Origin of the sequence: Ruminiclostridium papyrosolvens DSM 2782 (genome assembly GCF_029318685.1) — a bacterium.
Taxonomy (GTDB): Bacteria; Bacillota; Clostridia; order Acetivibrionales; family DSM-1351; genus Ruminiclostridium; species Ruminiclostridium papyrosolvens.
Window position 1 is genome coordinate 1,694,524 of record NZ_CP119677.1, and the last position, 25,536, is coordinate 1,720,059.

Here is a 25,536-nt window from a genome sequence, read left to right on the forward strand (position 1 = left end):
ATAGACTTGACTACCAAGAGTGGGAAATCCCACTCTTTATTGTTTATCCGAACTCTATTAGGTCTTAAAAAGAGTAGAACTGGGTAAACTTATAATAAGGACAGTTAGCTGTCTGGTTCATGTTAAAATTATTACAAGGGCACTTATAGTGCCTACGTTTTTGTGTTTTTAAAATTTGTGCCATAAAAAGAGTAAAAGGCATAACTGAACCGGTCTTTAAACCCTAACTACGGAGGCAGAAAAAAACATGAAGAAAAATATTCAGCAAACTGTAACAGAGCTTGTATCACCGGTAGTAGAAAATTTAAACTATGAGTTGGTGGATGTTGAGTATGTTAAAGAAGGTGCCAATTGGTACCTCAGAGTTTATATCGACAAGCCCGGCGGCATCAGTATTGATGATTGTCAGGCAGTAAGCGAACAGGTAAGTGAATTACTTGACAAAAACGATCCTATTGATCAGAGCTATTATTTAGAGGTATCTTCACCAGGCCTTGACAGACCATTAAAAACAGAGAAAGACTTTACTAAATATAAAGGCGAACTTGTAGAAGTAAAAGTTTTTCAACCTATAGACGGCAAAAAAATATTTGAAGGGGAATTGGTTGGCTTAATGGATAATTTTATTGTAATTAGCCAGGACGGTCACGATGTCCAGTTTGAAAGAGATAAGGTTGCTGTAGTTAAAAGGGTCATTAAATTTTAAATTTTGATTAGTAAACGGAGGTTGACAAGAAGATGAGCGCTGAGTTGATATTAGCTCTTGAACAGCTGGAAAAGGAAAAAGGAATTAAGAAGGAAATAATTATTGAGGCTATTGAAGCTGCACTTATTTCTGCATATAAGAAAAACTTTGGTTCAGCAATGAATGTTAAAGTAAATATAGATAGGGTAACAGGGGATGTAAAAGTGTATGCACTCAGGAAAGTTGCCGAAGACCCTGATATGGAAGCAATGGATATATCTGTTGGAGAAGCTGCAATACTTAATCCCACACTTGAAATAGGGGATTACGTTGAATCAGAGGTAACTCCAAGATCCTTTGGAAGAATAGCTGCTCAGACTGCCAAACAGGTAGTTGTTCAAAAACTTAGAGAAGCAGAAAGAGGAATTATTTACGATGAGTTTTACAATAAGGAAAGTGATATTGTAACGGGAATAATTCAAAGGATAGAAAAGAGAAATGTAATTGTAGACCTTGGTAAAACCGAAGCTGTTCTTGGACCTACTGAACAGACCCCCGGTGAGGAATACAGATTCAATGAACGTTTGAAGTCGTACATTGTAGAAGTTAAGAAGACTACAAAAGGTCCTCAGATTATGATTTCAAGGACACACCCGGGCCTTGTAAAAAGGCTTTTTGAATTGGAAGTGCCTGAAATACATGACGGTACCGTTGAGATAAAGAGTATTTCAAGAGAGCCGGGTTCAAGAACTAAGATTGCCGTGTACTCTAAGGACGAAAATGTAGACCCTGTTGGAGCTTGTGTAGGACAAAAGGGTACCAGAGTTCAGGCTATAGTTGATGAACTCAGAGGCGAAAAAATTGATATCATTAAATGGAGTAATGATCCAAGAGACTATATATCAAGCAGTTTAAGTCCCGCTAAGGTTGTAAGGGTAGACGTGGACGAAGATGAGAAATCTGCAAAAGTTGTGGTTCCTGACTATCAGCTTTCATTAGCAATAGGAAAAGAAGGTCAGAATGCAAGACTTGCTGCAAAGCTTACCGGCTGGAAAATTGATATAAAGAGTGAATCTCAGCTGAGACAGTCAATCGAGAAACAACTGTTTGATGATAGCATAGGCAGTGGATTTTTGGATGAAACTGATCCAGATGATATAAATTATGATAATAATGACCATGAAGATATTATTATTGAATGACCCTTTATCACCTTTGGCAAGAATTGAGATATTAAATTAAAATATGGAAGGTGTGGATGGATGAAGCAAAAAAAGATTCCATTGCGTATGTGCCTTGGCTGTAAGGAAATGAAGCAAAAGAGGGAACTAATACGCGTGGTAAAAAATAATGAGGGAGAAATCAGTATTGATCTCGTTGGTAAAAAGCCTGGCAGGGGTGCATACATATGCAGAAGTGCCGATTGTCTAGAACAGGCGATTAAGGCTAAAAGACTAGAAAAGGCTTTTGAGACTACAATTGACATGGACATTTATCATATTCTGAAAAACCAATTGGAGGAAAACGATGGATAAGGTTTATTCCTTATTAGGGCTTGCAAAGAAAGCAGGTCAGCTGTTATCAGGTGATGAAACCTGTGAAAGGACAATAAAGTCCGGAAAGGCTGTACTTGTTGTCGTTGCAAATGATGCTTCTGAAAACACGAAGGACAAATTTAAAAGTATGTGTAATTACCACTCTGTTCCGTACAGAGAGTATGGGCTAAAACTTGAACTTGGTAAGTATACCGGTAAAGAAATAAGAGCGGTAGTTTCAATTACATCAAAAGACTTTAAAAATGGCCTTCTTAAATTAATAGATAAATCAACAAACGAAACAGGGGGTGAAGGTTTTGGAAAAAGCTAGAATATACGAGCTTGCCAAAGAACTTAATACTACAAGTAAAAGGTTAATGGAGAAGCTTGCTGAGATAAATGTAAACGTTAAAAATCATATGAGCCTTCTTGAACCTCATGAATTAGATGCACTATATAAACATATAGGTGTTATAAGACATGATGTTAAAAAAAATGAGGTTGGAGAAAAGAAAACTGTAGCGGAAAGTACCAATACGGTTGCAGAAAAGAAGAAAGAAGTAAAAAAGGAAGTAAAGAAAGATAATAAGAGTGCACCGAGAATTATCAGAACGACGGAAATAATTATTGATAGTAACACGGATGATTCACCGCAGTCTAACAATTTTTCAAAGAATGAAACAAAAAATGTCCAAAAGAAAAATTACAGAAATGATTATGTCAAAGTGGAATCAAGTACATCAGGTTTAAGACCTGGATTTGTAAGGGATGTTAAACCGGATTTTAAAAATAAAAGAAATGAAGTACAAAAGGTAGTTCCAAAGGAAACGCAGGTACCAAAAGAAGAGATTTTAAATAATTCAAAAATAAATCAGGACATTCATAAAGAGGAAAAAATTGTGGCGGATAACAAGGGAAATGAATCTAAAGTATTAAATGATAACTCAAATGCGGAATCAGCACAGTTGAACAACAAGGTTGCTGCCGCTGAAAAAGAAGGGCAGAAAAGCATTATTAAACCAGAGAGTGTAGAACCATCTGCACAGCCGGAGATTAAGCCACAGCAGAGTGTTGGTGCCAAGAAGCCGGAAGAGGCGGGTTCACATGGTAACGAAGAATCTCATGGTAAATCTGAAAAACAGGTGACTGTTCAAAATGACAATTCATCTGCAAACAATGTTCCGGCAGCTGAGAAGCCTGTACAAGTGACAGACAGACCACAGGGTCAGTACAACAACCAGAGGTCAGACAGACCACAGGGACAGTATAACAACCAGAGGACAGACAGACCACAGGGTCAGTACAACAACCAAAGATCAGACAGACCGCAGGGTCAGTACAATAACCAGAGGACAGACAGACCGCAAGGTCAGTACAACAACCAGAGGTCAGACAGACCACAGGGTCAGTACAATAACCAGAGGACAGACAGACCACAGGGTCAGTACAACAACCAGAGGTCAGACAGACCGCAAGGTCAGTACAACAACCAGAGGTCAGACAGACCGCAAGGTCAGTACAACAACCAGAGGTCAGACAGACCGCAGGGTCAGTACAACAACCAGAGGTCAGACAGACCACAGGGTCAGTACAACAACCAGAGGTCAGACAGACCACAGGGTCAGTATAATAACCACAGGTCAGACAGACCACAGGGTCAGTATAATAACCAAAGGTCAGACAGACCACAGGGTCAATACAATAACCAAAGGTCAGACAGACCACAAGGTCAGTACAACAACCAAAGGTCAGACAGACCACAAGGTCAGTACAACAACCAAAGGTCAGACAGACCACAGGGTCAGTACAGACAGCAAAATCTGGATATACCAAAGCCGGATGCTTCAGTAGCACAGGAAGCTTTTGATTCACAGAGAAATGAGGCAAGAAGAGAGTTCCAAGGAAGAGATTTCGATAAGAGTGTTAAGAGGGAAGAGAAGCAAAAGAAAGAAACTCCAAAGAACAACAATCCAGCAACAAAGCAGAGATTCAGGCCTCAGAAGATAGTTATAGAAAAGAAGGGAGTTTCTGAAATTCTCTCCGAAGACTATATTTTTAATGAATTCTATAACGATGACGGTAAAAAGAAGAAACAAAGAAATAGAAGAAATGAAAAGGTTCAGGAGAAGTACATTCCGCCAAAGGCAGTACTTACTTCAATAACCATTCCGGAGTCACTTACAGTAAAAGATTTGGCTGAGTCACTTAAAAAGACTTCTACAGATATTATTAAGAAATTGATGGCTTACGGTGTAATGGCAACTCTCAATAACGAGGTTGATTTTGAAACAGCTACGGTAATCGCTGAAGAATATGGAGTTAAGACCGAAAAGGCTATTCAGGTAAGCGAAGAAGATATACTGTTCGATGATAATGAAGTTCAGGATGAAACCAACCTTCAGCAAAGACCACCTGTTGTTGTTGTTATGGGACACGTTGACCATGGTAAGACCTCCTTGCTGGATGCTATCAGAAGCGCACATGTTATAGACAGCGAAGCAGGCGGAATTACACAGCATATAGGTGCTTATACTGTTAAGGCAAATGACAGACTTATAACTTTCTTAGATACACCGGGTCACGAAGCGTTTACTGCAATGCGTGCCAGAGGTGCTCAGGTAACAGACGTTGCGATACTCGTTGTTGCAGCTGATGACGGTGTTATGCCTCAGACAATTGAAGCAATCAACCATGCCAAGGCTGCAAATGTATCAATCATAGTTGCAATAAACAAGATTGATAAGCCGGGTGCAAATCCTGATAAGGTTAAGCAGGAGCTTACCGAGTATGGTATTGTTGCAGAAGAATGGGGCGGAGATGCTATAATGGTTCCTGTTTCCGCTAAAAAGAGAGAAAATATAGATCAATTACTTGAAATGGTACTTCTGGCTGCAGATATGCTTGAATTAAAGGCAGATCCTGAAAGACAGGCAAAGGGTACAGTTATCGAAGCAAAACTTGATAAGGAAAGAGGCCCTGTTGCTACAGTTCTTGTCCAGAGAGGTACTTTGAAAACAGGAGATTCATTAATTGCAGGCTCATCATTTGGTAGAATCAAGGCAATGACAAGCGATAAAGGTTATACCATTAAAGCAGCAGGACCATCAATGCCGGTTGAAATTCTGGGTATGGATGAGGTTCCTGAAGCAGGAGAAGTATTCTATGCAGTAACTGATGAAAAAGTAGCAAAACAGCTTGTTGAAAAACGTAAGTTCAAACAGAAGGAACAACAGTTCAAAGCAACTGCAAAGGTTACTCTTGAAGACCTGTTTACTCAGATAAAAGAAGGTAAAGTAAAAGATTTAAATATTATTATTAAAGCCGATGTTCAAGGTTCTGTTGAAGCAGTAAAACAGTCTCTTGAAAAATTAAGCAATGAAGAGGTAAGAGTAAAGACCATACATGGTGCGGTTGGAGCAATTACCGAGTCAGATGTAACTTTGGCTCAGGTTTCAAGTGCAATAATTATCGGATTTAATGTAAGACCGGGTGCAAATGTTACCGAAGCTGCAAAGAATGCTGAAGTTGACATGAGACTATATAGCGTTATTTACAAGGCCATAGAAGATGTTCAGGCTGCTATGAATGGTATGCTTGAACCAACCTATCAGGAAGTAGTACTGGGACACATTGAAATCAGACAGACATTCAAGGTTTCAGGTGTTGGAACCATCGGAGGAGCTTACGTAACTGACGGTAAGGTTCAGAGAAATTCTGAAGTTAGGGTTGTCAGAGAAGGTATTGTTATTCACGAAGGTAAGCTTGCTTCTCTCAAGAGGTTCAAGGATGATGTCAAGGAAGTTGCTCAAGGTTATGAATGTGGTGTATCTATCGAGCGTTTCAATGACATTAAAGAAGGCGATGTAATAGAAGCCTTCATTATGGAAGAAGTAAAGAGATAACAATAAAAGTACTGCGATTAAATAGGTTGAAGTTGGAGGATATCCAATTCAACCTATTTACATATTAAAATGAAATTTGAATATGAATTGACATACTGTATTTAACCACAAATAAATGTCAATAATTGCATTAGTATATTGTATGATTAGCCTCCTTTATTCGCTGCATGTGAATAAGGGAGAAGTATAAAAAATATTCAGCCGATAGCGGCAGATGGAGGCTAATAGTATGGCAGACAGAATAATTAGAATATCAGAAGAAGTTAAAAAGGAAATAAGCAATATAATTCAAAATGATATAAAAGACCCTAGACTTCCAAGTATGGTTAGCATAGTTTCATGTAATGTAACCAAGGATTTAAGATATGCCAAGGTATTTGTCAGTGTTTTGGGGAATGAAGAGCAAAAGAAAAATGCCATTAGCGCTTTGAAAAGTGCCGCAGGTTTCATCAGACGTGAGCTTGGGCATAGAGTGCAACTCAGGTATACACCTGAAATACACTTTGAACTTGATACATCTATTGAACATGGTATCCACATCAACAAGCTTCTTGATGATGCCAAAAAGGAATTTACCGAATAACATGTTTAATTTAAATTATCGGGGGATAAAATCATGGACAAAGAATTAGTAAAGGCAGTTGAAGGGGCAGAAAGCGTAGCTATTTTTCCCCACATTTCTGCCGATGGCGATGCAATAGGTTCATCCCTTGCGTTGGCTTTAGCATTAAAGAAAACCGGTAAAAAGGTAATTGTGTATATGGAAGAAAATATACCTGATACTTTCAAATTTCTTCCAGGAATTGAGCTTGCGGGGTTTATAAGCGAAGACCAAGAAGTTATGGACTTGAATATTGCACTTGATACCGGAGATACAGGTAGACTTGGGACAAGAGCAGACCACTTCTTCAAAGCTCCTGTTACAATAAACATCGACCACCATATTACAAATACAGAGTTTGCACAGTATAACCATGTGGAGGCTTTATCAGCATCCACTGGTGAACTTGTATTTTTGCTTCTGAATGAAATGAAGTATGAAATTGATACTGATATGGCGAAGTGTCTTTATACTGCCATTGCAACGGATACAGGTGGTTTCAAGTACGGCAATACTACTGCTGAAACCCACAGAGCTGCAGCAGAATTACTTTCAACAGGTATTGACGTTGCTGAGCTTTCTCAGAAAATATTTGATAATACAACTTTTATTAAACTAAAACTTACCCAGAAAGCAATAGAGCTTCTGGAACTATATGAAAATGATTCGTTGTCTGTAATAGCAATTACTCAGGACATTCTACAGTCAACAGGAGCCAGAGACGAAGACTGTGAAGGGTTGGTAAATATTGGAAGGTCAATAATTGGCGTAGAAGTATCCGTTCTTATAAAAGAAAAGAGCAGCAATGAAATCCGTGTAAATTTAAGGTCAAAAACATATGTAGATGTATCGGAGATTGCAGCTTTGTTTGGAGGCGGCGGACATAAACGGGCGGCCGGATGTACAATAAAAGGCAGTATATCGGATGCTAAAGAGCAATTGATAAGCATTATCAAGGACAAACTTAATCGGAGATAAATATGAACGGTATTTTAAATGTTTTAAAGCCTGCAGGTATGACATCTTTTGATGTAATTGGATTTATGAGAAGGATAACAGGACAAAAAAAGATAGGTCATGCAGGTACACTTGATCCTTCGGCAGTGGGAGTTTTACCATTATGCATTGGCAATGCCACAAGGGCTTTAGAGTTTATGATAGACAAGGATAAGGTTTACCGTGCAGAACTGACACTGGGAGTTTCCACCGACACTCAGGACTCTTCCGGTATTGTGTTGGATTCATATTCCGTAGAAGTTAATGAGGATGAAATAAAAAAGACAGTTATGAGCTTTGTAGGTACTATTGAACAGCTTCCACCAATGTATTCTGCCATAAAAATCGGCGGTAAGAAGCTTTATGAGTTAGCCAGACAAGGCCAGACAATAGAACGGGAATCAAGAACTATTCAAATTTACAGCATAGATGTTATAAGAGTTTGGGAGGATAGTGCAGTATTTGATTCGGAAGGTACAGCAAAAGAATTTGCCGTAAAAAAAGCTCTTTTGGATGTTCACTGTTCAAAGGGAACATATATAAGAACCTTGTGCAACGACATTGGTGATAAGCTTGGCTGCGGCGGTCATATGTCTTTTCTCGTAAGAACAAGGGCGGGACAGTATAACCTTGACAACGCCCTTACAATGGAAGAGGTAATTCAGCTTTCAGAAACTAAAGCTCTTGAGGGGCATTTATTGCCTGTTGAAAAGATATTTGAAGTGTTTGATAGTATTAAATTAAGCAACAAGGAACTTTTTAAGTATAATAACGGAGTATGGCTGGAAGTTGAGAAAAACAAATATAAAAAAACTGTTTACAGAGTATATGATAATAATAGTTTTCTTGGGATAGGGGAAGTTTTTGAAAAAGAAAACACACTATATTTAAAATCAAAGAAGTTTTTTAAGTGATGAAAAACTAAGGAGACATAATATGCAGGTTATTCATTCAAATGATACTAACAATATATTCAGTTGCTATACCGGTGTCGGTCTTGGTAATTTTGACGGCTTGCATATCGGACATATGGCTCTTATTAACACACTAATAAGAGAATCCAAATTAAACGGACTATCATCAGTGGTTTATACATTTACCAAGCATACAGAAAATATTCTCAGAAAAAAGCTTATTACACCTCTGTTACTTACTGAAACTAAAAAAATAGAACTTTTAAGTGAAACCACACTTGACAACCTATATCTTGACGAATTCAATGAAGGATTCTCAAGAATGTCTCCCGAAGAATTTGTTGTAAATATTCTTAAAAACAAGCTGAATATAAAGCTTGCTGTTGCAGGTCATGATTACAGATTTGGCTATAAGGGCGGCGGAGACATACCTTTACTGGAGGAATACGGAAAGAAATATGGCTTCAAGGTGGTAGCTATCCCGCCCATTACCTGTGATGGTGAAATTATAAGCAGCACCAGCATCAGACAAGCTATAATAAATGGGAATATTGAAACTGCTTACAAGCTGTTGGGGAGAAATTATTCTATTATAGCTGAGGTTGTAAATGGGAGGCGTGTAGGCAATACAATAGGCTTTCCTACTGCCAATATTCATCCTGAAAAATACCTTGTACTGCCACACAATGGAGTATATATAACAAAGACACTGTTAAATGGTCGTCTGTACAATAGTATGACTAATGTTGGCTATAACCCTACTTTTGAGGATGTAAGACAGAAGACGGTTGAAACTCATATTATGGACTTTGATAAGGATATTTACGGTGAAAAAATTGAAGTATTCTTTTTGAAAAAAATTCGCGATGAAAAGAAATTTAACAATGTAGAAGAATTAGTAAATCAAATCTCTAAGGATATGAAGATTTCAAGGGATTACTTGAGCATAGTAAGTTAGGAGATTAATTATAGTTATATATGATAGGTTACAGAATTATTATAACAGGTATTGTACAGGGAGTTGGCTTCAGACCCTTCATTTTTAATCTGGCTGAACGTTTTGGTGTAAAAGGTTGGGTAGGCAACTCCGACAGTAACGTAATAGTAGAGATTGACGGAGATTTTCAAAGGGCTGCCGATTTTATAGATGAAATAAGAAAATCGGCACCTGTTTTATCACTAATCGAATCAATAGAATATAATGAGATAGAATATCAAGGCTTTAGGAATTTTGAAATAAGGCACAGTCAAAAAAATTCCAAGGGGCCTGTTTTCATTTCACCTGATGTTGCTACTTGCGATGATTGTCTAAATGAAATGAAAGATAAAAGCGACAGAAGGTACAAGTATCCGTTTATTAACTGTACCAACTGTGGCCCAAGATTTACCATAATAAAGAATATCCCCTACGACCGGGATAAGACTACTATGGAATACTTTGAAATGTGTGATGCTTGTAAGAAGGAGTACACTAATCCTTCTGACAGACGGTATCATGCCCAGCCCGTTTCCTGCCACCAGTGCGGCCCTAGTCTAAGTGTAGCCGATGAAACAGGCAAAGTTCTGCAAGAGATTAAAACCAGCAGTCAATGTATCGGGTACACTGCCGACATGATTAAAAGGGGCTATATTGTTGCTATAAAGGGAATAGGAGGATATCATCTTGCTTGCGACGGACTGAACAAAGAGGCCGTTGAAAGACTCAGATGCAGAAAGCATAGAGATGATAAGCCTTTTGCGGTAATGGCAAAAGATTTAAAGACAGCTGAAAAATACTGTGCAATCAGCACTGCTGAAACAAAAATATTAAATTCACCTGCAAGTCCCATAGTTTTACTTGAAAGAATTGATGGTGATATACTGCCTGATGCTATCGCTCATCTTAACAGGTACCTTGGGGTTATGCTGCCCTATACTCCCGTTCATCATCTTTTATTTGAAGAAGAAGGTTTTCCGGAACTTTTAGTTATGACCAGCGGAAATTTGAGCAGTGAACCTATTTTTTACCGGGATGAGGAGGCAATGGAAGGTCTTCAAGGGATTGCAGATGCCTACCTGACCAACAACCGAGAAATATATATAAGAACAGATGACTCCGTAACCAGAGTTTTCAAAGACAAGGAATATATCATAAGAAGGGCCAGAGGCTATGTACCAAAACCTGTTTCTATGAATGTACACCAATTGCTTGAACTGGAGGAAGATGTTGAAATACCTTCGGTTCTTGCCTGTGGAGGAGAATTAAAAAATGTTTTTTGCCTTAATAAAGGAAAGAACTTTTATTTGAGTCATCATATCGGGGATTTGGAAAATGAGAGTACAAATATTGCTTTCCGTAATGGGATTGAACACTTTAAACGATTGTTTGAAATTTCACCCAAATGCATAGCATATGATCTTCACCCAAATTACTATTCATCTCAATATGCACTTAGTCAGCCGGATATTGATAAAATTGCCCTTCAGCATCACAAGGCGCATATAGCTTCTTGCATGGCTGAGAACCGACTCAAAGGTGATGTAATAGGAGTTTCCTTTGATGGAACTGGCTACGGTGAGGATGGGAAAATATGGGGAGGAGAGTTTTTTACGGGAGGTTATTACGGCTTGCGTAGGGCCGGACATTTGGATTATGTTATGATGCCGGGCGGTGATTCTGCCGTAAAACATCCGTGGCGTATGGCTTTAAGCTATTTATATGCCTCAGAACAGGGTGTGCTTGATAATATAATGGAAATTGTGGCCAAACTCCCGGCATTTAAAGACAGAAGTAGGGAAGAGATAATTTTTACATTAAGAATGCTTGAAAAGAAAATTAACAGTCCATTTACTTCAAGTATGGGCCGGTTTTTTGATGGTGCTTCTGCTTTATTGGGTGTTAAAACAGATATCAGCTATGAAGGACAGGCTGCAATTGAACTGGAATACTATGCTGATTTATGCTGTACAGAGCCATATAACTTTGATATTGAAAATGTAAACTCTGAAGAAGGCTTTAAAGTCAATATAAGCGATATTATTAAGCAGCTTGTTAATGATATTCTGACAGGTAACGGTTTTGAGTATATCTCAACCAGATTTCATGCCACAATAGCAGATATGGTACTTGAAGGATGTGTAAATATCAGGAGCAGGAATGGTTTGAATAATGTAGTTTTAAGCGGAGGAGTATTCCAAAATGTAACTCTGCTTCAATTAACGGCGGATTTATTGGAACAACAAGGTTTTAAGGTCTTTACGCATTCTGAAGTTCCTGCTAATGACGGAGGAATCGCTCTGGGACAGTCAATAATGGCGATTGCACAAATGCTTAAAAGGGGACAACAGGACTTTCCAGCTCTTGAAGATTGAAATGTAACTCAGCAGGGTATATACTCATTAATATGTATAAATGAATAAATTCTGATGTATATAATATAGTAGATAAACTTGACAACAGGAGGATTAAGATATGTGTTTGGGATTGCCTGCAAAGGTTGTAAGTATTGATGGTAACAGTAGTAATGTTGAAATGATGGGAGTAACAAATAAGATTTCTATAGAACTTTTGGAAAACGTACAGGTGGGTGACTATGTTCTTGTTCATGCAGGATGTGCCATACAGGTCCTTGACGAAGAAGAGGCACTTAGAACCATAGACATTTTCAACGAAATAAAGGAGCTGGGCATTAAATGAGAAATTATATAGATGAATTCAGGGACAGCGAAGTTATTGGCAAAATAGTGCAAAGTCTTCAAGGTTACTCCGGACGCAGACTAAAGATAATGGAAGTATGCGGAACTCATACAATGGCTATTTCCAGATATGGACTCCGTTCCCTTCTACCTCCTCAGATAGAACTGATTTCCGGGCCGGGATGTCCTGTCTGCGTAACGCCTACGTCATATATTGACAGTGCGACAGAACTTGCAGATAACAAAAATGTTGTTATTACAACATTCGGGGACATGATGAGAATCCCGGGGAGTAACAGCACACTGATTCACAAAAAGGCCCAAGGCAGCAACGTCCAAATGGTATACTCTCCGCTTAACGCAGTAGAATTAGCGAGAGAGAATCCAGATAAGGAGGTTGTTTTTTTATCAGTTGGTTTTGAAACAACAACGCCTGTAATAGCACTTTCCGTATCAAAGGCAAAAAGTGAGGGTATTACGAATTATTCAGTTCTCACTGCAAATAAAACTATGCCGGAAGCAATAAAAACTCTGTCAGGGGACAGTGAATTATTGATTGATGGATTTTTATATCCGGGACATGTTTCTGCAATAATAGGTACAGACTTTTTTTCTTACGTAGCGTATAATATGGAAAAGGCAGGTGTAGTTGCAGGCTTTGAGCCGTTGGATATACTGTACTCTATCAAAGTACTGGTAGACAATATTACAAATGGAAATATCGTTTTAGAAAATATGTACTCAAGAATAGTATCAAAGGAAGGAAATATTAAGGCTCAGCAAAAAATGTATGAAGTTTTTGAGCCTGTAGATTCAGTTTGGCGTGGAATAGGAATGATTCCCAAGTCAGGTCTTGGTATTGTAAAAGAGTATGAGATATTCGATGCGGCAAAAAAGTTTGATATTAAACAAAAGGATACACCTGAGCCAAAAGGATGTTTGTGCGGGGAGGTTCTTAAAGGAAAAAAACGTCCTGGAGACTGTAAGCTTTTCAAAAAAAGATGTACTCCAGAAAACCCGGTAGGTTCTTGTATGGTTTCTTCTGAAGGAACTTGTGCCGCCTACTATAAATACGGAGGATAAAATGGAAAAAAATATGATAACCATAGCTCACGGTAGCGGTGGAACAGCTACTTCAAAGCTGATAGAGCAAATATTTAAGAAGCACTTTTGTAATGACATACTGTCACAGGGAGATGACAGCGCAAGATTAGATATAGGTGATGCAAGGAATCTGGTATTTACTACTGACAGCTTTGTTGTTACTCCAATTTTTTTTAATGGGGGAAATATAGGCAAGCTGGCAGTATGCGGCACGGTAAACGATCTGGCAACAAGCGGTGCAAAACCTCTTTATTTAAGCTGTGGTTTTATTATAGAAGAGGGTTTTGATATTGAGGAGCTGGAAAGAATAGTTGAAGCTATGGGCGCAACTGCCAAGGAATGTGGTGTCAAAATTGTTACAGGCGACACAAAGGTAGTTCAAAAGGGAGCGGCTGACAAAGTATTCATAAATACTTCAGGTATAGGCATACTCCCCGATGGAGTAAACATTTCCGGCAGAAATGCAAAAGTCGGAGACAAAATCATAATTTCAGGTACTATAGGCGACCACGGTAGCAGTATATTTCTCGAAAGGGAAAGCATAGGCTTTAATGCGAATATAAAAAGCGATTGTGCTCCTTTGTCCGGTATGGTTCAGGATATATTATCTGTTGTCCCGGAGGTTCATGTTTTGAGAGACCCTACAAGAGGAGGAGTTGCCACAACTCTGAATGAGATAGCTGTTCAGAGCAATGTTTCCATTTTGATAAGGGAAGACAGCTTGCCTGTTAAGCGTGAGGTTCAGGGAGTATGTGAGCTTTTGGGTATGGACCCATTATATATGGCTAATGAGGGAAAAATGCTCTGTTTTGTTGGTGAGGACAAGGCTGATACAGTATTAGAAGCACTTCGTAATAACAAATACGGAAAAGATGCGAGGATAATAGGAGAGGTGACTGAGGAGGGACAACCCAAGGTTCTGCTAAAGGCACTTAGCGGCGGAAGTAGAATTATCAGCGTTCTTGCAGGGGATCAGCTCCCACGTATATGCTAATAATTGTTTTTTAGGGGGCGGTAAAACTTGATAATATCAATAAAGGATTTGGGAAAGGTCTATAAAAACGGACAGATAGAAGTTGAGGCGCTAAGAAATGTCAATGTAAATATAAACAAGGAAGAATTTGTTGCAATAATGGGGCCGTCTGGTTCAGGAAAATCAACATTAATGAACATAATTGGATGTCTTGACAAATCTACAGCGGGGGAATACTGGCTGGATGGAGTTAATATTTCTACATTGAACGAAACTGAACTTGCAAAGGTAAGAAACCACAAAATAGGTTTTGTATTTCAATCATTCAATCTACTTCCAAGAATTACTGCATTGCAAAACGTAGAACTTCCAATGATATATGCCGGAGTAGGCGCTAGAGAAAGGCGCAAAAGAGCCATGCTGGCACTGGAGAGGGTTGGCCTTGAGAAAAGAGTGCATCACAAGCCAAACGAGATGTCCGGAGGGCAGAAGCAGAGGGTTGCAATAGCAAGATCCCTTGTTAATTCTCCTGCCATTATACTTGCCGATGAACCGACAGGAAACCTTGACAGTACGGCAGGGGAAGAAATAATGACAGTATTTCAGGATTTGAACCGTGAAGGAGTTACTATTGTGCTTGTAACTCACGAGCCGGACATTGCAGAGCATACCAAAAGAGTATTACGATTTAAAGACGGTACGCTCAGAAGTGACGAAATGGTCCAAAACCCTCTTGACGCAAGAATTGTATTAAGTCAGTACAAGGAAGATGTTTAGCTACTGATTATTTATAAATATAAAAATTTTTGCCGCATTAAGTGGCCATGGAGGTATGAGGATGGAAGACAATATGCAAGTATCCGTTAACGGAGCTGCTAATCTCCCGCAAAGCACGAAAATGAACTTTTTTAAAAGAATTGCAGGAGTGTTTTTCTGGCCGGGAAAAGTGATGGATAACCTTGCTGAAAGACCAAGAATAGTTTTTCCTTTTATTTTTCTGCCAATTGTTCAACTGGTAGCTGTGCTAGCTATGATTCCAATGTACAAAGAGTTTACCAGAAATAGTACAGCAGAATTACTTGCCAAACAAAATCTTGAAATGACAACGGAACAATTAAACAAGGCTGTAAATCTTGCAATGTTTTGGGGCCCGGTGGGGATAGCAATAGGAGTTGTAATAGCATGGGTTCTGGGAGCTTTGATTTTATTGGGGATTATTAAAATATTCAAAGGACAGGGCGGTTTTAAACAGGTACTTTCAATAACAGGGTATTCCGCTGTAATTACAACTCTTTCAACGGTGGTGCATGTAATTAAGACAAATATCACAGGTGTATACGACCTTTTCAGTTATACCAGTATAGCTGTACTAATGCCTAATATGAATGGAAACTTCTTTTATGGTATGGCGAAATTCCTGGATGTATTCAGTATATGGCAGTATGCTGTTATAGCTATAGGTGTTGCAGCAGTTAGTAAGCTGCCTAAAAAGAAGGCGTATTTGATTGTAGCCGGTATATTTGTTGTTCAATTGCTGTATGCAGGAATAACTGAAGGCAGGATAGCAGGATAAATGTAGAATTTTCATTGGGGGACATGGAGGTTAAAATGAAAAAAAAGATAATTATTGGTGTGAGCATTGCAGTTGTTGTAGTGGCTCTGATCACTGTAGGTATAGTAAATAATGCAGGTTCAGTTGGTTCTGGTACTGTTTTTACAGTACAAACAGGTGAAATAAAAAAAGGTGATGTAAGTTCATTTATTTCTGCAAATGGTACAGTTTCTGAAATAGAAAAGGCTGAGGTGTACATTGATAACCCGGTAAAGGTAACTAAGCTATATGTAAAACAGAATGACATCGTTAAAAAGGGACAGAAGCTTGCAGATATTGATTTGGATGATCTGAATAATCAACTTGAGACGCAAAAGCTTCAGAAGAAAAGTCAGGAGCTGCTACTAAGAAAGGCCAGGTCAGCTGATACAACAATCAGTACTGTAAACAATCAAAATGAAATAAAAGCAGCTGAAAATGATGTTGCTTCAAAACAGAGAGCATATGAACAGGCCCTCAAAAACCGCAACGAGAAAAAGGCTTTATATAGCGCAGAAGCTATATCCAAGGTTGAACTTGACAGCGCCGAAAGTACCTTAAAAGATGCCGAGGATATGCTGGGTGTTGCAAAACTGACTCTTCAGGCAAAGAAAGATGTCCAAAACGAGAACAGCAAAACAAATAGTAAAACTAAGGCAGCACAGCAGATAGATATAGAGTCACAACAGGTAGCAATAGAAACAACCGATGTCGCAATTAAGAACCTAGAAAACAAGATTGACAAGTATAAGAAATCAATGTTCAGTACAATGGATGGAATTGCATCTCAGGTAAATGTTGCAGAGGGTTCATACACAATGTCAGGTCAGCCCGTATTTGTGGTTATCAATCCCGGAAAGCTGGAAGTTAAGCTTAATATAAATGAGTATAACGCCAAGCTTTTAAAGTCTGGACAAGCTGTGGATATAAGCGGTGATTCTATTTCCGAATCAGAAAAAGTTACGGGTAAGGTTAAGAGCATAGCCCCTATGGCAAAAGCAAATACAACTAACACCGGTTCTTCTGAAACGGTTATTCCTGTAGTTGTCAGCATTGATAATATTACGCCTTCCATAAAGCCCGGTATTACTGTAAGCTGTGATATTAAGACCGTAGATATTTCGAATGTGCTTACTGTAGATTTGGATATGCTGAGCCAGGATAAGGATGATAGCAAGTATGTATTTGTAATAAGCCCTGACAAAAAGACCATGCAGAAAAAGAAAATTGTGCTTGGAACAACTTCTGATATGAAAGCAGAAGTGGTAGGCGGCGGATTAAAGGAAGGCGATCTTGTTGTTACGAATCTAAACCCTGCATATAAGGACGGAGCCCGTGTAAAAATTAAAGATTAGTAAACGGGATTGGAGGATACAGAAAATGAATTTAGTTGAGAGCTTTAAACAGGCTTTATCGAGTCTTAGGGCAAACAAGCTCCGTTCCGTCCTGACAATGATAGGTATAATTATGGGTGTATTCTCGGTTATAACTATAGTAGCAATCGGAAATGCTACGCAAAGTTATGTGGACAACCAATTTGCAAAAATCGGAGCAAATATACTAATAGTATCATATAAGACAGACAGCCTGAGTACAAATGATAGGCTGGCTAGTGATGATTTAAAGGCTATAAGCAGAAATGTTAAAAAAATAAAAAATGTTGGAACAAATGTCAACCGACCAGGAACTATAAGACTTGATAACAAAACAAGAAATGCCAGTTTAAATGGTGTTTCGTCCCAGTACAAGGATATTGTACCAGTTGATATGGCACAAGGCAGAATGATAAATGAGATAGACAATTCTACAAGATCAAATGTAGTTGTGATTGATGAAGAATTTGCAAAAGCAAATTTCGGAAAACAAAATCCCATCGGTCAAAAACTAAAGGTTACCCTTGGCTCAGGAAGTACTCTGAGACTAAGAGTAATAGGAGTTACAAAAATTGAAGAAACTCCCTTCGGAGGAATGATTGATAACGAAAGCAGACCGGTAAGCCTTACTGTTCCTATGACTACGCTTCAGTCATATTCTCCTGATTCTGACCGACTGAACTACATTTATATTTCGGTAGACGAAAAGGATAAGACTACTCTGAAAAAAATTGCTGATGAAATAATAAAAACCCTTGAAAATAAGCATGGAAATAAGGACAAATATACAATACAGTTTAATTCTGATTTTCAGGAGGGCTTAAATACAGTACTGAATGTCTTATCTACAGTACTTCTGGTTATAGCTGTAATTACATTAATTGTTGGAGGTATAGGTATAGTAAATATACTTCTGGTTTCTGTTACCGAGCGTATAAGGGAGATTGGTGTAAGAAAAGCATTGGGTGCCAGAAAGCGAGATATAGTAATACAGTTTATAACAGAATCTATTATATTAACAGGAATAAGCGGTACAATCGGTATAATTATGGGAATATTAGGTGGGTTTGTAATTTCATCACTTGTAAAAATTCCACCGGTTATAAACATACAGGTAATTGTACTAGCTTTTCTGGGATCTGTTGCATTAGGACTGCTATTTGGAGTTTATCCTGCGAAACGGGCAGCAGACCTTGATCCTATAGAGTCACTGAGATATGAATAATTAGAGTTTTATTTTAAGCGGCCAGTCTTTTTGAGAGTTGGCCGCTTAAAATTTTAATACCTGATTTATATCCTTTTGCACATTGAGACCAGTGTTCCTGAGACCATTCCGATTAGAAAAGCTCCTCCGACAATCCCTAAGGCCATTGTTGTAGAGAGTGAAAATTCTGTATCCTCGGATATATCAGGTAACTGTTGGCATTTTTTAGTTGTTCTTGCGTATTTTCGGTTTCGTCCGTTCAAGTATACCCCTCCCTTTTAAGTAAAAACTTTTTTTAATCAATTGTATTATTTGCATTTATAACATATTTAATTACTTAATAACCTTGTCTAACTTGAATATATACGAAAAATTTTATTATACTATATAAAGAAAAGTAAAAATTCTATAATTTGTAATTGAAGGAGGTATTTATGATTGATACCCATGTAGAGGAAAAGCTATGCAGGTTGTTTGAAAAGAACGGAATAGAGGTTTACAATATCAATTCAAATAGATTTAAAACAAATACAATCAATATTTTCTTTCAGGATAATTTGAACAAGGATACAGTTGCTTTAAATGCACTTTTTCCTTCGGTATTGAGAAGAGGCTGCAAAGGTCTTCCTACAATAAAAGATATTAATTTATATCTTGAAAAGCTTTACGGTGCAGTGTTTGACTGCGGTATAGTAAAAAAGGGAGAAAGACAGATAATACACTTTTATTTTGAATATATTTCAGATAAGTATACTAACGATAGCCAAAGAAATTTTGAAAAGGCATTTGAATTTCTTATGAATATCATTTTCCGACCTGAACTTAAGGACGGCTCGTTTAATGAACAGTATGTACAACAGGAAAAAAATAATCTGAAAATGATTGTTGAAGGCAGAACCAATGACAAGATTCAGTATAGTATGGAAAGATGCTATGAGCTGATGTGCAAGGAGGAACCCTTTGGTCTGTACGAATACGGTACTGTTGAGCAAATAGATGAAATAACCAATGAGAAGCTTTATGAGCATTACAAGAAGAAAATAGCATCACTTCCTGCAGAGATTTTTATAACCGGAGAAATTGATGAAAAAGAGGTTGCTTTTATAAAGGAAAAACTGTCCCTTGTGGAAAGAAGTATACCTCAAAAATTGAATTCTAGCATTATACTTAAATGCGTTAAAGATGTAAGAGAGTACGAAGACAAAATGGATGTTAATCAGGCTAAACTGTGTATGGGCTTAAGGACACATGTACAGCCTGCTGATAATGATTACTATGCACTGTTGGTATTTAACGGCTTACTGGGAGGAGGTATGCATTCAAAGCTCTTTCAGAATGTCAGAGAGAAAGCAGGACTTGCGTACTATGTATACTCCGGGTTGGAAAAGTTCAAGGGGCTGATGGTTATTGCAAGCGGTATAGATATTAATAACAAAGATACTGCTCAGGAGATAATTATGAAACAGTTGGAGGAATTGCGTTCGGGAAATATAACGGAGTATGAATATGAGGCTACCTTAAAGTCTATAAAAACAGGAATTATGTCACTAAAAGACAGTCAGCTTTATGTGGTGGATTTTTATCTGAGTCAGTTAATAAACGGCACACATGATACAATGGAAACCTTGGTAGAAAAAATAAACAGAGTAACGGTTGACGATATTATCAAGGTAGCAGATAAGATACAGTTGGATACGGTATATTTTCTGACTTCAAACACACAAGAAAGCAATAAATAAAAAAGTTATGCAAAGCGGAGGAGCTTATGAATTTTGATACCATTGAATACAAAAAGTATAACGAATTATTTTACCGGTATGAACATCCCAGTGGTTTGAATTGTATAGTAATTCCTAAAAAAGGCTACTACAAAAAGTATGCCACATTTTCTACCCAATACGGTTCTGTAGACAATGAATTTATCATACCCGGAGAAAACGAACCCACAAAAGTTCCTGATGGAATTGCCCATTTTCTTGAGCACAAGCTTTTTGAGCAAAAAGACGGAAGTGTAATGGACAAATTTGCCGCTTTAGGTTCTAAACCAAATGCATTTACAAGCTTTAACCAAACAGTTTACCTTTTTTCATGTACAGACTTGTTCCATGAAAATTTCAAACTTTTATTAAATTTTGTTCAAAACCCGTATATTACTGATGAAAGTGTTGAACGTGAAAAGAAAATAATAGGTCAGGAAATTAATATGTACCGTGACGATCCCGGGTGGAGAGTAAACTTCAACCTTTTGAAGGCAATATACAAGAACCACCCCGTAAGATATGATATAGCCGGCACTATTGAGAGTATCAGCGAAATTACAAAAGAAACCTTATATCAATGCTACAAGACCTTTTACCATCCCTCCAACATGCTGATAACAGTAGTTGGTGACGTGGATCACATTAAAGTTTTTGAACAGGTTGAGAACTGTATACAAACATCGGAAAAGGCTTCTGAAATTAAAAGAATCTTTCCAAATGAAAGCACTGATATTAACAAAAGTTATATAGAGCAAAATATGCCGGTTTCTACACCTATATTTTATATGGGATTTAAAGACAGCAATCTTGACTTAGAAGGTGCGGAAATACTCAGGTATGAGCTTGCCACAAAACTTCTGCTTTCAATGCTTATGGGTAAAAGTTCGAGACTATACGAAGAGTTGTATGACAAGGGACTTATTAATTCCAGCTTTGAAATGGATTTTTCATTGGAGAAAAGTTATGCGTATTCAATGTTTGGGGGAGAGTCTGTAAACCCGGAAGAGGTTCAGGACAGAATTACAAAAGAAATTAAGTTACTGAAAAAACAAGGCCTTGATGAGGACACCTTTAAGAGACTTCTTAACGCTTCCAAAGGAAGATTTTTAAGGCAGCTTAACTCACTTGAAAATATTTCGAGGTCATTTATTAATTTATATTTCAAGGGTGTTACAATGTTTGATTATTTAGAGGTTTATGATAAAATGAAATTTGATTATATTACAGATGTGTTTGACAGTCATTTTGATATTAAACGCATGGCATTATCTGTTGTTAAGCAGAAATAAAAAGTGTTATTGTGGAGGTTATAAATGAATAGTACATTAGTCAGTTTTCCTGAACTTGGTTGGAGTTTTAATGTACCAAGAGTTGCTTTCAACATTTTCGGCAAACCAATATACTGGTATGGAATTATCATAGCAGCAGCTTTTTTGATATGCGTATTGTGGGCTATGAAAGATGCACCCAAATATGATCTTGTTCCTGATACAATAATAGATTTGATGCTGTTTGCAGCTCCGGCAGCTATAATATGTGCAAGGTTATATTATGTTATTTTCACCTGGTCTGATTATAGCGACAATCTTATTGATATTCTGAATCTGAGAAAAGGTGGCTTAGCTGTATACGGAGGAATAATAGGAGCTATAATTACAGCATATTTTCTTGCAAGATACAAAAGAATTCCTATCATGAAGCTTTTTGATTTTACCATACCATATGTGGCGCTGGGACAGGCGATTGGACGTTGGGGGAACTTTTTCAATCAAGAGGCATTTGGTACAAATACGAGTCTTCCATGGGGAATGACCAGCCCTACAATAACGTCTTATTTGACAAATAAGGCAGAATCAATTCAGAAAACCGTAGGTATAACTGTAAATCCGGATTTACCCGTCCATCCTACGTTTTTATATGAATCTATATGGAATCTTGTAATATTTGCATTTCTTATGTGGATGCGCAAAAGAAAGAAATTCAGCGGTGAAATATTCTGCCTTTATTTTATAACTTACAGTATAGGAAGAGCGTTTATAGAAGGTCTTAGAACAGATAGTCTGATGCTTGGAAATCTCAGGGTTTCACAGTTCTTATCTATTTTACTGATAGTTGTTTTCGGTATACTGGTAATAGTTCTGAGAAACAAAGCAAAAAATGCCGTTAATGAAGTAGAGTCCGAAACTGCACCAAGTGCATATGCAAATGTTCTTAAATACATGGAAGAAGAAGAGCAAGCAGAGCAAGAGCAACAAGCAGTTGAAAGCAATGAGCATAGCACTGAGAGTTTGCAGGAAGAAGAAAATACACAGGATGTTCAGGCAGAATTTGTTGAACAACAAGAACCTGATGATAGTGAAATTAAGCCTGACAGTGAAAATTCACAAGAAGATAAAAATAAAATGACAGACAGCCAGTAATTTAGGAAAAGGTGAAAAATGTATTTCGTTGAAAAGTCACAAACGACAAATCCTTATAAGAGATTTGATTATATGTTGTTTATATCAGTTCTGGTCTTATCAGGAGTAGGACTTATTGTTCTCAGCAGTGCAGTAAGAACCAGACCGAGTATTCTGAAGTCACAGATACTTGCTATGATAATGGGAGTTGCACTGTGCCTTATCTTGAGCATAATAGATTATAGAGATTTAAAAGTGCTAAGTTTATTTATTTTTTTTGGTGCAATGTCTATGATGGTACTTGTATTGTTCATTGGTTCCGGTGATGAGTTGGGAAGCAGAAGCTGGCTGAAAATTGCCGGATTCAGTATACAACCGTCAGAATATGCAAAGATAGCTTATATTATTCTGGCTTCGGTTTTTCTGGAAAGAATTAAGGACAGTACTGAAAAAAATAAATCAGATATTATTAAGTTTATAGTTTACTCCGGAGTTGCCATAGGTTTTGTGCTTTTACAAAAGGACTTGGGAACAGCACTTGTATTTGGCTTTATATTTCTTCTATTTATATATACTGTGGGTATTCCTTACAGATATATATTCATCTTGGGGGGAGGGGTGTTGCTTTCATTACCCTTCATATGGGTTTATGTTTTGAATGGTAAGAGAAGGGAAAGAATTCTGACTTTTATTTCTCCTGACAGGGACCCTCAAGGGGCAGGTTATAATGTAATTCAATCCAAGGTTGCGGTGGGCTCGGGACGGCTGTTCGGACAAGGCTACGGAAGTGGGTTGCAGACCCAAAGCAGGAATGTCCCGGTAAATGAGTCTGACTTTATTTTCTCGGTGGTTGGTGAAGAATTTGGGTTTATCGGTGGTGTAATTATTATACTTTTAGGGTTGATAATTCTTTTGAGATGTATTTATATCGCAAAAAACTCAAGTGATTCCTATGGTTCATTTCTTGCAATAGGAGTGACTGGCATGTTGGCCTTTAATTTCATGGAGAATATAGGAATGAGTATAGGGCTGCTTCCGGTAACAGGTTTGCCGCTCCCTTTTGTAAGCGCGGGAGGAACTGCTGTACTGGCAAATTATATGGCCATAGGCATTGTGTTAAGTGTGTCTTCCAGACGAAAAAAAGTAATGTTTAGTACTTAGTTCAAAAACAAGAGTTGAAATATATGCTTGGGAAATAAATAAGCTTTAAGGTGTTTTATTAAAATGCCCGAAAGCTAGTACTACTGGCCTATAAAAGGCAGGATTAACATCCTGTCTTTTATTTTTTTTATTCCAATTGGATGAAATATATTGATAATTTTAAGTTTTTGCAATAGAATATCTTTATAAGTGGTGAAAAGTGGTGGGAAGTGGAGGAAACTTATCGGATGTGGGGTGTACGAATTGTTCTATGGTGAATACCAACATACAATTGACCCTAAAGGAAGAGCAATAGTACCTTCGAAGTTTCGTGAGGGGTTGGGTGAAAAGTTCATACTGACCAAGGGACTTGATGGTTGTCTATTTGCGTACTCATCTGAAGAGTGGACAAGCCTTGAAAACAAACTTAAATCCTTACCATTTACAGATAAGGATGTCCGGGCGTTTATCAGATTTTTCTTTTCTGGAGCAACGGAATGTGAAGTTGATAAACAGGGCAGGATATTGATACCACAGAATCTGCGTGAATACGCTGCTCTTGAAAAGGACATATATATAATTGGTGTGTCTTCAAGAGTGGAAATATGGAAAAAGGCGGCTTGGGAAGCTTACAATAGCGACGACAACATCAGTGCGGATAAAATTGCAGAAAAGATGGCGTTACTCGGTATATAGCCGGAAACTTTGAGGTGAATAATGGAATTTAAACATAAATCCGTATTACTTGATGAGTGCATTGAAAATCTGAACATAAATCAGGATGGTATTTATGTTGACGGTACTATTGGCGGAGCGGGACATTCATCAGAGATATATAAAAGACTAGGTGAAAAGGGATGTTTGATAGGTCTTGACCAAGATAGCTTTGCTGTAGAAACATCGGTTAAGAGGCTTAGTGAAATTGAGTCACAGGCAGATTTCAAGGTTGTAAATACTAATTTTAAGAATATACGCAAGGCATGTTCAGAGTTGGGAATTGATGAAGTAGACGGTATTCTTCTGGACTTGGGAGTTTCGTCCCATCAATTGGATGAAGCATCCAGAGGTTTTAGTTACCAACATGATGCACCCCTTGACATGAGAATGGATACAAAATCAGACCTGTCAGCTTATGACGTGGTAAACAAGTATTCAGAGCAAGATATATACCGTATAATACGTGACTACGGAGAAGAGAAATGGTCTTCACGGATAGCAAAATTCATTGTGGAAGCCAGAAGTAATAAACCTGTGGAGACTACCTATGAATTGGTAGACATAATAAAAAGGGCAGTTCCAAGCTCTGCCAGAAGAGACGGTCCTCATCCGGCAAAAAGAACTTTTCAGGCTATCAGAATTGAAGTAAATAACGAGCTTGGAATATTGAATAAAACTATTGAAGATTGTGTAGATTTGCTTAAAGGCGAAGGACGGTTATGTATTATAACTTTCCATTCCTTGGAAGATAGAATAGTTAAGCTTCAGTTTAACAAAATGGTAAATCCATGTACCTGTCCCACATCCTTTCCTGTATGTGTTTGTGGGAAAAAACCCCGGGCAAAGCTTGTAAATAGAAAGCCAATTGTTTCGGGCGTAAGTGAACTGGAGGAAAATCCAAGAGCAAGAAGTGCGAAATTAAGGGTACTACAAAAAATTTAATATACAACCTAAAAGTATGATAACA

Annotated in this window: 24 protein-coding genes; 23 read left to right on the top strand and 1 reads right to left on the bottom strand. The window is 37.8% G+C overall.

Going from position 1 to position 25,536, the window contains the following annotated elements; translation table 11 throughout:
• The first annotated feature begins 247 nt into the window (after nucleotides 1–247).
• The 17 genes from rimP (at nucleotide 248) to P0092_RS07645 (ending at nucleotide 18,574) form a co-directional block, all read left to right on the top strand.
• Nucleotides 248–706 carry a ribosome maturation factor RimP gene (gene rimP, locus P0092_RS07565; protein ID WP_004621054.1) on the top strand — a complete coding sequence of 153 codons (459 nt, stop codon included), beginning with the start codon at nucleotides 248–250 and terminating at the stop codon, nucleotides 704–706.
• A 32-nt stretch (nucleotides 707–738) separates the two neighbouring features.
• Complete coding sequence (gene nusA, locus P0092_RS07570; protein ID WP_004621055.1) at nucleotides 739–1,887, top strand: transcription termination factor NusA; 1,149 nt, start codon at nucleotides 739–741, stop codon at nucleotides 1,885–1,887.
• Nucleotides 1,888–1,947: 60 nt separating this feature from the next.
• Nucleotides 1,948–2,220, top strand: coding sequence for an RNase P modulator RnpM (gene rnpM, locus P0092_RS07575; RefSeq protein WP_004621056.1), 273 nt, complete (start codon nucleotides 1,948–1,950; stop codon nucleotides 2,218–2,220).
• Nucleotides 2,213–2,551 carry a L7Ae/L30e/S12e/Gadd45 family ribosomal protein gene (locus tag P0092_RS07580; RefSeq protein ID WP_004621057.1) on the top strand — a complete coding sequence of 113 codons (339 nt, stop codon included), beginning with the start codon at nucleotides 2,213–2,215 and terminating at the stop codon, nucleotides 2,549–2,551. Before rnpM ends, P0092_RS07580 begins: the two co-directional genes overlap by 8 nt.
• Entirely contained in the window at nucleotides 2,538–6,122 is a 3,585-nt protein-coding gene (gene infB / locus P0092_RS07585) for a translation initiation factor IF-2 (protein WP_004621058.1), read from the top strand. The genes P0092_RS07580 and infB overlap by 14 nt, the downstream gene beginning before the upstream one ends.
• A gap of 229 nt (nucleotides 6,123–6,351) precedes the next feature.
• Nucleotides 6,352–6,705: a 30S ribosome-binding factor RbfA gene (gene rbfA, locus P0092_RS07590; RefSeq protein WP_004621059.1), complete on the top strand. Its 354-nt coding sequence runs from the start codon at nucleotides 6,352–6,354 to the stop codon at nucleotides 6,703–6,705.
• A gap of 33 nt (nucleotides 6,706–6,738) precedes the next feature.
• Entirely contained in the window at nucleotides 6,739–7,701 is a 963-nt protein-coding gene (locus tag P0092_RS07595) for a DHH family phosphoesterase (RefSeq protein WP_004621060.1), read from the top strand.
• A gap of 2 nt (nucleotides 7,702–7,703) precedes the next feature.
• Nucleotides 7,704–8,633 (top strand): tRNA pseudouridine(55) synthase TruB, encoded by a 930-nt coding sequence (gene truB / locus P0092_RS07600; protein ID WP_004621061.1) that lies wholly within the window; start codon nucleotides 7,704–7,706, stop codon nucleotides 8,631–8,633.
• Nucleotides 8,634–8,655: 22 nt separating this feature from the next.
• Nucleotides 8,656–9,591, top strand: coding sequence for a bifunctional riboflavin kinase/FAD synthetase (locus P0092_RS07605; RefSeq protein ID WP_004621062.1), 936 nt, complete (start codon nucleotides 8,656–8,658; stop codon nucleotides 9,589–9,591).
• A 20-nt stretch (nucleotides 9,592–9,611) separates the two neighbouring features.
• Nucleotides 9,612–11,984 carry a carbamoyltransferase HypF gene (gene hypF, locus P0092_RS07610; RefSeq protein ID WP_004621063.1) on the top strand — a complete coding sequence of 791 codons (2,373 nt, stop codon included), beginning with the start codon at nucleotides 9,612–9,614 and terminating at the stop codon, nucleotides 11,982–11,984.
• 100 nt (nucleotides 11,985–12,084) lie between these two features.
• The gene (locus P0092_RS07615; protein WP_004621064.1) at nucleotides 12,085–12,309 is read left to right on the top strand and encodes a HypC/HybG/HupF family hydrogenase formation chaperone; all 225 of its coding nucleotides are present in this window, start codon (nucleotides 12,085–12,087) and stop codon (nucleotides 12,307–12,309) included.
• Nucleotides 12,306–13,391 carry a hydrogenase formation protein HypD gene (hypD, locus tag P0092_RS07620; protein WP_004621065.1) on the top strand — a complete coding sequence of 362 codons (1,086 nt, stop codon included), beginning with the start codon at nucleotides 12,306–12,308 and terminating at the stop codon, nucleotides 13,389–13,391. The genes P0092_RS07615 and hypD overlap by 4 nt, the downstream gene beginning before the upstream one ends.
• Nucleotide 13,392: 1 nt before the next feature.
• A complete protein-coding gene (gene hypE, locus P0092_RS07625; protein ID WP_004621066.1) occupies nucleotides 13,393–14,406 on the top strand; it encodes a hydrogenase expression/formation protein HypE in 1,014 nt (337 codons plus the stop codon).
• Between the two features lie 27 nt (nucleotides 14,407–14,433).
• Entirely contained in the window at nucleotides 14,434–15,162 is a 729-nt protein-coding gene (locus tag P0092_RS07630) for an ABC transporter ATP-binding protein (RefSeq protein ID WP_004621067.1), read from the top strand.
• Between the two features lie 61 nt (nucleotides 15,163–15,223).
• Nucleotides 15,224–15,958, top strand: coding sequence for a Yip1 family protein (locus P0092_RS07635; RefSeq protein ID WP_004621068.1), 735 nt, complete (start codon nucleotides 15,224–15,226; stop codon nucleotides 15,956–15,958).
• A 35-nt stretch (nucleotides 15,959–15,993) separates the two neighbouring features.
• A complete protein-coding gene (locus tag P0092_RS07640) occupies nucleotides 15,994–17,331 on the top strand; it encodes an efflux RND transporter periplasmic adaptor subunit (protein ID WP_004621069.1) in 1,338 nt (445 codons plus the stop codon).
• 25 nt (nucleotides 17,332–17,356) lie between these two features.
• Nucleotides 17,357–18,574 carry an ABC transporter permease gene (locus tag P0092_RS07645; RefSeq protein ID WP_004621070.1) on the top strand — a complete coding sequence of 406 codons (1,218 nt, stop codon included), beginning with the start codon at nucleotides 17,357–17,359 and terminating at the stop codon, nucleotides 18,572–18,574.
• A gap of 65 nt (nucleotides 18,575–18,639) precedes the next feature.
• Here P0092_RS07645 and P0092_RS07650 read toward each other — a convergent pair whose 3' ends face one another.
• Complete coding sequence (locus tag P0092_RS07650) at nucleotides 18,640–18,816, bottom strand: hypothetical protein (protein WP_004621071.1); 177 nt, start codon at nucleotides 18,814–18,816, stop codon at nucleotides 18,640–18,642.
• Nucleotides 18,817–18,987: 171 nt separating this feature from the next.
• On the opposite strand from P0092_RS07650, the gene yfmF reads away from it, so the two are divergent.
• The 6 genes from yfmF to rsmH all read left to right on the top strand — a co-directional run bounded on the left by yfmF (nucleotide 18,988) and on the right by rsmH (nucleotide 25,511).
• Nucleotides 18,988–20,292, top strand: coding sequence for an EF-P 5-aminopentanol modification-associated protein YfmF (gene yfmF / locus P0092_RS07655; protein WP_004621072.1), 1,305 nt, complete (start codon nucleotides 18,988–18,990; stop codon nucleotides 20,290–20,292).
• 26 nt (nucleotides 20,293–20,318) lie between these two features.
• Nucleotides 20,319–21,602 carry an EF-P 5-aminopentanol modification-associated protein YfmH gene (yfmH, locus tag P0092_RS07660; protein WP_004621073.1) on the top strand — a complete coding sequence of 428 codons (1,284 nt, stop codon included), beginning with the start codon at nucleotides 20,319–20,321 and terminating at the stop codon, nucleotides 21,600–21,602.
• Nucleotides 21,603–21,626: 24 nt separating this feature from the next.
• Nucleotides 21,627–22,733 carry a prolipoprotein diacylglyceryl transferase gene (lgt, locus tag P0092_RS07665; RefSeq protein ID WP_004621074.1) on the top strand — a complete coding sequence of 369 codons (1,107 nt, stop codon included), beginning with the start codon at nucleotides 21,627–21,629 and terminating at the stop codon, nucleotides 22,731–22,733.
• 18 nt (nucleotides 22,734–22,751) lie between these two features.
• The gene (rodA, locus tag P0092_RS07670; RefSeq protein WP_004621076.1) at nucleotides 22,752–23,873 is read left to right on the top strand and encodes a rod shape-determining protein RodA; all 1,122 of its coding nucleotides are present in this window, start codon (nucleotides 22,752–22,754) and stop codon (nucleotides 23,871–23,873) included.
• Nucleotides 23,874–24,116: 243 nt separating this feature from the next.
• Entirely contained in the window at nucleotides 24,117–24,548 is a 432-nt protein-coding gene (gene mraZ, locus P0092_RS07675) for a division/cell wall cluster transcriptional repressor MraZ (protein WP_014313084.1), read from the top strand.
• A 21-nt stretch (nucleotides 24,549–24,569) separates the two neighbouring features.
• Nucleotides 24,570–25,511, top strand: a complete 942-nt coding sequence (rsmH, locus tag P0092_RS07680) for a 16S rRNA (cytosine(1402)-N(4))-methyltransferase RsmH (RefSeq protein WP_004621080.1) — start codon at nucleotides 24,570–24,572, stop codon at nucleotides 25,509–25,511.
• Nucleotides 25,512–25,536: the final 25 nt, after the last annotated feature.